General features: G+C 47.9%; 6 protein-coding genes. 5 read left to right on the plus strand and 1 reads right to left on the minus strand.

The features are described 5' to 3' along the window. Positions 1–10: 10 nt before the first annotated feature. A complete protein-coding gene (gene mnmA, locus KW844_RS28145) occupies positions 11–1,123 on the minus strand; it encodes a tRNA 2-thiouridine(34) synthase MnmA (protein WP_218380104.1) in 1,113 nt (370 codons plus the stop codon). Positions 1,124–1,314: 191 nt separating this feature from the next. Here mnmA and KW844_RS28150 point away from each other — a divergent pair, with 191 nt between their 5' ends. Genes KW844_RS28150 through KW844_RS28170 form a run of 5 tightly spaced genes read left to right on the plus strand, consistent with a single transcriptional unit; the run spans position 1,315 to position 7,261 of the window. Then, positions 1,315–2,814, plus strand: a complete 1,500-nt coding sequence (locus tag KW844_RS28150) for a tagaturonate reductase (protein ID WP_218380105.1) — start codon at positions 1,315–1,317, stop codon at positions 2,812–2,814. Between the two features lie 13 nt (positions 2,815–2,827). After that, positions 2,828–4,222 (plus strand): glucuronate isomerase, encoded by a 1,395-nt coding sequence (gene uxaC / locus KW844_RS28155; RefSeq protein ID WP_218380106.1) that lies wholly within the window; start codon positions 2,828–2,830, stop codon positions 4,220–4,222. Then, positions 4,222–5,220 (plus strand): sugar kinase, encoded by a 999-nt coding sequence (locus KW844_RS28160; protein ID WP_218380107.1) that lies wholly within the window; start codon positions 4,222–4,224, stop codon positions 5,218–5,220. Before uxaC ends, KW844_RS28160 begins: the two co-directional genes overlap by 1 nt. A gap of 2 nt (positions 5,221–5,222) precedes the next feature. Then, positions 5,223–5,885, plus strand: a complete 663-nt coding sequence (locus KW844_RS28165; protein ID WP_218380108.1) for a bifunctional 4-hydroxy-2-oxoglutarate aldolase/2-dehydro-3-deoxy-phosphogluconate aldolase — start codon at positions 5,223–5,225, stop codon at positions 5,883–5,885. 35 nt (positions 5,886–5,920) lie between these two features. Further along, complete coding sequence (locus KW844_RS28170) at positions 5,921–7,261, plus strand: MFS transporter (protein WP_218380109.1); 1,341 nt, start codon at positions 5,921–5,923, stop codon at positions 7,259–7,261. The last annotated feature ends 247 nt before the right edge of the window (positions 7,262–7,508 follow it).

A 7,508-nucleotide genomic window follows, 5' to 3' on the forward strand; every position in this document is an offset into this window, starting at 1 on the left:
GTATGTACAATTAAAGATTGTCTGGCGCAAATGCACGCTGGATAATACCACCGCCGATTACGTCATCCCCTTCATAGAAAACGGCCGACTGCCCGGGAGCAATACCTTTCACGTTTTCGTAGAAGTTCACCTTCACCTGCCCGTTTTCATTGTAAAGGTTGCTCAGCGCACCTTTATCCTTATAACGGATTTTGGTAATGGCTTCCATTCCATCAGGAATGATATCGTATTTACCCATGTTTATTTTAGCAACAAACATTTCGTTTTTCTGTAGTTCATCTTCATTGCCGAGCACCACTGTATTGGTTTCCGGGATGATTTCCGTTACAAACACCGGGCGGCCCAGGGCAATATCAAGCCCCTTACGCTGACCGATCGTATAGAAAGGATACCCCTTGTGTTTACCTACCACAGTACCATCTGCGAGTACGAAATTACCACCGTTTACACGTTCCTCGAGGCCTTCCACTTTGCGTTTCAGGAATCCGCGGTAGTCGTTGTCCGGCACAAAGCAGATCTCATAGCTCTCCGCTTTCTTCGCCAGTTCAGGGTAACCGAAGTCGAAGGCCATTTGCCTGATCTCCGTTTTGCGGTATTTACCCAGTGGTAGCATGGTGCGCGCGAGTACATCCTGCTGGATGCCCCACAGTACGTAGCTTTGATCCTTCAGTTCGTCTATCCCTTTGCTGATAACCATGCGGCCATTATCATGCCGGCGAATCTGGCCGTAGTGGCCTGTCGCAATAAATTCGCAATCCAGTGCATCGGCGCGTTTCATGAGTGCACGCCATTTGATATGGGTATTACAGAGTACACACGGGTTAGGTGTGCGGCCTGCAATGTATTCATCTACGAAGTTATTGATAACAAAATCGCCGAATTCGTCGCGGATATCCAGCACAAAGTGCGGGAAACCGTGATGCACCGCAGCTGCGCGGGCATCATTAAATGAATCGAGGTTACAGCAGCCGGTTTCTTTCTTGCTGGCACCAGCCGACGCATAATCCCAGGTTTTCATGGTGATACCCACCACTTCATAGCCCTGTTCGTGTAACATCAGTGCTGTTACAGTACTGTCGATTCCGCCACTCATGGCAACCAGCACTTTTCCAAGCTTGCTCATTAAATTTGTTTTAAGGATGCAAAATTACTTAAAATCCTGCCAATGCCCGTACACATATTATCGATTATGCCAATACCACAATCAATTTTTACTATGGGATGATACGTTTTTGGCCTGGTTTAGCAATTATTTAGCTTCTTGCTACAAATTGTTAATTTAGCGCGCTATATTTAATGTCCAAACAAGAGGAAATGTTACCAATACTCAATCAGGAGCTCGTACTTCAAAGAGCAGATTCCGGCGTTAGTGAAAACCAGTTTCAATTCCCGGAAAAAATACTACAATTCGGCACAGGCGTACTGTTACGCGGCCTGGTAGACTATCTGGTAGATAAAGCCAACAAGCAACAGGTGTTCCAGGGCCGCGTGGTGGTGATCAAGTCCACCGACGGCGATACCAACGATTTTGACCAGCAAAATTCATTGTACACCACTCATATTAAAGGAATTTCTCAAGGAGAATTAGTTGATAGCGTACTGATCAATGCTTCTATTTCCCGTGTTTTGCAATCGAATGCAGACTGGAGTAAGGCGTTGGAGGCTGTGCATCAGCCTGAATTACAAATCATTATATCTAATACAACAGAAGTAGGCATCCAGTACCTGGCTGAAAAAGTGACCGCCGGCGTGCCTGCCAGCTATCCGGGTAAACTGCTGGCCATCCTCTGGGAGCGCTACCAATACTTTAAAGGCAGCAGCAACACCGGTTTCGTAATCGTACCAACAGAACTGGTGGTAGATAACGGGAAATTATTGAAAGATATCGTGCTCAAACTGGCGGCCTTCAATGAAATGCCGGCAGGCTTCATTGATTGGATCAACAGCGATAACCATTTTTGCAGTAGCCTGGTAGACCGCATCGTTCCCGGAAAGCCTCGTAATCTCCCGGAAATGGATGAAAAAGCAGGTTATACCGATCAGCTGTGGATAGAAGTAGAGCCATTCCTGTTATGGGCCATCGAAGGCAATGAATATATCCGCTCTGTGCTGTCGTTCCACCAAACAGACGAACGGATGCTGATACAGCCCGATATTACACCGTTCCGTGAGCAAAAACTGCGCATTCTCAACGGTTCCCATACCGCCGCCGTACCAATGGCTTATCTGTCGGGCCTCAACACCGTATACGAAGCCATGGAAAACGAATACATGCGTAATTTTTTCCAACAGGTAATTTTAGAAGAAATTCTGCCAACCATTAAAGATATTTGTCCTACGGCGCCTGCATTTGCCACGGACGTGCTGGACCGCTTTGCCAATCCGTTTATCGCGCATAAGCTGATCAGCATTACCTTCCAGGAGAGCTCAAAGATGAATGCCCGCAATGTGCGTACGCTGTTGCGTTATTACGAACAAAAGAAAACCCTGCCACCGTACATCTGCCTCGGGTTTGCAGCCATGCTGCTGTTCCTGAAGCCGGTAAAACAGGAAGCAGGTAAATACTACGGTGCCAGAGATGGGGAGGATTACCTGATTACAGACGATAACATCGCCATTTTTGCGGAGTACTGGGCTCAACGCACCACTACCTATGAAATGGTGGCTAAAATAGCTGCGGACACGCGTTTGTGGGAAGTAAGCCTGCATGCTATCCCTGGCTTTACCGCCACTATCAGTGAACATTTGGATCAATTACTAGAACAGGGAGTGAAGTCCTTTATCCGCCAGGAGCTGGCTTCCTCTGGTTTATAAATTCTACAGTGCTATGAAACAATTTTTGTCGGAAGATTTTTTGCTGCAAACAGAAACGGCTAAACGCTTATACTTTGACTATGCACAGGCGATGCCTGTGATCGATTACCATAACCACCTGCCTCCGGATGAAATTGCGCAGAACAAGGTGTTTGCCAACCTCACGGAGATCTGGTTGAAAGGAGATCACTACAAGTGGAGAGCGATGCGTGCCAACGGAGTGGCGGAGCAATTCATCACCGGCGACGCGGATGATTTCACCAAATTCAAACATTGGGCAGCTACCTCCCCGTACACCATGCGCAACCCGCTCTATCACTGGTCGCACATGGAGCTGCAAAATCCGTTTGGTATTACCGATCTGTTAAGCGAATCTACCGCCGAAAGTATTTACCAGCGCTGTAATGAGCAGCTGCCAGGTCTCAGCACCCGGGCCCTGCTGACGCACTATCACGTAACCACGCTCTGTACCACGGATGATCCGGTGGATTCACTGGAACACCACGCCGCTATTGCCGCCAATCCATTTGGAACGGCGGTGCTGCCTACCTTCCGCCCCGACAGGGCCATGGCCGTGGATAACCCGGCTGCTTTCAACGCGTTTGTGGATAAGTTGTCGGAAGTGCTGAACAGCGATATTAATAGCTATGATAAGCTGCTGGCGGCTTTGCAGCAGCGCCATGACTATTTCCATGAAAAAGGCGGGCGGCTGAGTGATCACGGACAGAGCGCCTTTTATTTTAAAACCGCTACTCCAGCGGAACTGGAACAAATTTTCCAGCAGGCAAGAACCGGTAAAGTAGCCACAGAACTGCAGAATGAGCAGTTCAGAACAGCCGTGCTGCTGCAGATCTGCGAGTGGAACCACGCTAAAGGCTGGGCACAGCAGTTCCACGTAGGAGCCATCCGTAATAACAACACACGGCTGTTGCAGTCCTATGGCGCTGATGCCGGCGTTGATTCTATCGGCGACTGGAAAAATGCTGTTGCCATGAGTGCGTTCCTGAATGAACTAGATAAGAAAAATAAACTGGCTAAAACCGTTTTATATAATCTGAACGGGGCCGATAATGATGTATTTGCAGCGATGGCGGGCAACTTCCAGGATGGCAGCATACCGGGTAAAATCCAGTATGGCTCCGGTTGGTGGTTCCTGGATCAGAAAGACGGAATGGAAAAACAAATGAACTGCTTAAGCAATATGGGCCTGCTTTCCAGGTTCGTTGGCATGCTTACGGACTCACGTAGTTTCCTTTCTTATTCGCGTCATGAATATTTCCGTCGTATTTTGTGCAACCTCCTGGGTCGGGATGTGGAAAATGGAGAGCTTCCTAACGATATTGCATGGTTAGGGAAAATGGTGCAGGATATTTGTTACAATAATGCAAAAGCATATTTCGGATTCTAATGAAAGCAGTAAAAGTTATTACGTTTGGGGAGATCCTGCTGAGGCTCTCCCCGCAGCTGTCGGAGCATACAGCTGCCATCTACGTAGGAGGGGCTGAGGCCAATGTGGCCGCAGCCCTGGCTCAATGGGGCACGCCTGCATCCTACCTGAGTAAAGTTCCCGACAACGGCTTATCCCGCGATGTACTGGCCCAGCTGAGCGCATTGGGGATTGAAACCGACAGAATGTTATGGGGTGGGGACCGCATCGGTATTTATTACCTGGCGCAAGGTAGTGACCTCAAGCATGCCGAGGTGGTGTACGATCGTAAGTATTCTTCCTTTGCTGGCATTCAGCCGGGTACGGTGGACTGGGATAGTCTGCTGGGCGATGCGGAATGGTTCCACTGGAGTGCCATTACCCCTGCCTTGAACCCTGATGCCGCCGTTATTTGTAAAGAGGTGCTCGAAGCTGCTACCCGCAAGGGCTTGACTATCTCCACAGACCTGAATTTCCGAAGTAAACTCTGGCAATATGGCAAAAAGCCATTTGAAGTAATGCCGGAACTGGTGGAATACTGTGATGTGGTGATGGGCAATATCTGGGCGGCACACACCATGCTGGATACCTCCCTGAATACCGTAGCCCTGGAGCAGGACAAACAGGAAGTATACATTGAGCAGGCTACAGTGGTGGCTAAAGAGATTACCGATCGCTTCAAACGCTGTAAGCGTGTGGCTTTCACCTTCCGGTTTTCTTCAGCAGCCACGCATAACCACTACTATGCGTTTTATTATAACGATGGTAATGTGGCGGTGAGCAAGGCATATGACACGGATCAGGTGGTGGACAGGGTAGGCAGCGGGGATTGCTTTATGGCAGGCCTGATACATGCCCAGCTGGCAGGAAAGGATGATCAGGGTATCATCTCTTTTGCAGCAGCAGCCGCTTATTCCAAGTTTTTTGTTAAGGGAGATTTTAATACTACTTCGGTAGAGGACATATATAAATTGATGTAGACATGGCACCGAAATCAGAAATTATTTTAGCTGCTTTCAGGCAGAGCGGGGTTATCCCGGTTTTTTATCATGAAGATGTGACCGTTTGCCTGGAGGTATTGCAGGCCTGTTACGACGGTGGACTGCGGGTATTTGAGTTTACCAGTCGCGGCGCCGCTGCCAGGGCTAACTTCAAGGCTATGCTGGAAAAGAAGAACGCCGGCATGCCGGAAATGTACCTTGGTATTGGTACCATCAAGAATGCGGACGACGCAGCATTTTTCGCAGATGCGGGTGCTGATTTCATCGTTTGCCCGATTGCAGATCCCGCTACTGCTGCTATCTGTCATGAAAAGCAGATCACCTGGATCCCGGGTTGTATGACGCCTACAGAAATTTCAGTAGCAGAAAAAAATGGTGCTCAACTGGTTAAGCTGTTTCCTGGTAATGTGCTCGGTCCTGGTTTTGCCACTGCGATCAAGCCTTTGTTCCCTAACCTTAAATTTATGCCTACCGGTGGGGTAGAACCTACTGCGGAGAGCATGAAAAGCTGGTTTGACGCGGGTGTGGTATGCGTAGGCATGGGCTCCAACCTGCTGTCAAAATCCCTGATCGAGAACCGTGATTGGGCAGGTTTGAAAGAAAAAGTTATGCAAACGTTTGCAATTCTGAAAGGCTTGCAGTAAATTAAGCCTCTTTATAAATTCCAAATTCAGCCGAAATGGATTCCACAACTTTAGGTAAATATCGCTGGCGTGTATGTGCGCTGTTGTTTTTTGCGACCACGATTAATTATGTAGACAGACAGGTAATTGGGTTATTGAAAGATACCCTTGCCCTTGAATTCAGTTGGACAGAGAAGGATTACAGCTATGTAGTAATGGCGTTTTCCGCTTCCTATGCGCTTGGTTTGCTGGTATTTGGACGCCTTATTGATAAAATCGGCAGTAAACTGGGTTATGCCCTTTCTGTCACTGTTTGGAGTATTTCCGCTATGGCGCATGCCATTGCAAAATCCACCTTCGGTTTTGGTGCAGCCCGTTCTGTACTGGGTGTGAGCGAAGCCGGTAACTTCCCGGCAGCTATCAAGTCGGTGGCTGAATGGTTTCCTAAGAAAGAGAGAGCATTTGCGACCGGTATATTTAACTCCGGCGCCAATATCGCCGCTATCGTAGGCCCTCCTACCGTGTACTGGATCTTACGTAATTACCACTGGCAAACGGCCTTTATCTGGACTGGTGCCATCGGTTTTGTATGGCTGTTCTTCTGGTGGATTTGGTATGAAATCCCTTCCAAACAAAAAAGACTGAAAAAAGCTGAATATGACCACATCCACTCTGATAATGAAGAAGTATCGGAGGAAGATGCGAAGAAAGGCGTGAAATGGGGTAAACTGTTTGCCATCAGACAAACATGGGCATTCATTTTCGGTAAATTGCTGACTGATCCAATCTGGTGGTTCTATCTGTTCTGGCTGCCTACCTATCTTTCCTCTACTTTCGGCATTGACATGGCAAGCACCGGCGGATGGCCGCTGATCGTGGTGTATACCATCTCCAGCGTGGGTAGCATCGGTGGAGGATGGTTATCTTCCTACCTGATCAACAAAAAAGGCTGGCCTGTATTTAAAGCCAGAAAAGTTTCCATGCTGTTCTTCGCCCTTTGCGTACTGCCGGTAGTGTTAGTGCCTTATATCCCGAACCTGGCTGTAGGTCTTGGTTTGATCGGATTGGCTACTGCAGCACACCAGGCATGGTCTGCCAATATCTTCACTACCGTGTCTGACATGTTCCCTAAAAAGGCGGTGAGCTCTGTAGTAGGTATCGGTGGTATGGCTGGTTCCGTGGGTGGTACACTGTTTCCGCTGGTAGTAGGTATTATCCTGGATCACTATAAAGTGCTGGGTAAACTCTCCCTGGGTTACGGTATTATCCTCACCATCTGTGGTTTGGCTTACCTGCTGGCATGGCTGATGATGCATATTTTTGCACCAAGAATGGAAGAAGTAAAACTCGATGATGAAACTCCTGTAACAGCTGCTCCTACCGGACAACACGTGTAAAACAGGTTCAAATAAGTATTCGTTTAAGTAGAGTACCATTAAGTATAAGAGTCAGGGGATGCGGCCCTGACTCTTTTTTTGTGCCGCTGTGTTTTGACCGGCACAAAAAAGGGGCCCCAAGGTAGTCATGGTCGGAAGAAATTTCTTCCGACCATTTTCTTTTATATATTTTCTTTTGATTTTTTAACAAGATACTGACAACCATTTATTTATGATTACATATCACTATTTTAGTGATTGATGTATC

The organism is Chitinophaga sp. sic0106 (genome assembly GCF_019219075.1).
Classification (GTDB): Bacteria; Bacteroidota; Bacteroidia; order Chitinophagales; family Chitinophagaceae; genus Chitinophaga.

Coding starts and splice junctions, on each gene's coding strand:
- KW844_RS28165 (WP_218380108.1), top strand. CDS start 5,223: ATGGCACCGAAATCAGAAATTATTTTAGCTGCTTTCAGGCAGAGCGGG.
- KW844_RS28160 (WP_218380107.1), top strand. CDS start 4,222: ATGAAAGCAGTAAAAGTTATTACGTTTGGGGAGATCCTGCTGAGGCTC.
- mnmA (WP_218380104.1), bottom strand. CDS start 1,123: ATGAGCAAGCTTGGAAAAGTGCTGGTTGCCATGAGTGGCGGAATCGAC.
- KW844_RS28170 (WP_218380109.1), top strand. CDS start 5,921: ATGGATTCCACAACTTTAGGTAAATATCGCTGGCGTGTATGTGCGCTG.
- KW844_RS28150 (WP_218380105.1), top strand. CDS start 1,315: ATGTTACCAATACTCAATCAGGAGCTCGTACTTCAAAGAGCAGATTCC.
- uxaC (WP_218380106.1), top strand. CDS start 2,828: ATGAAACAATTTTTGTCGGAAGATTTTTTGCTGCAAACAGAAACGGCT.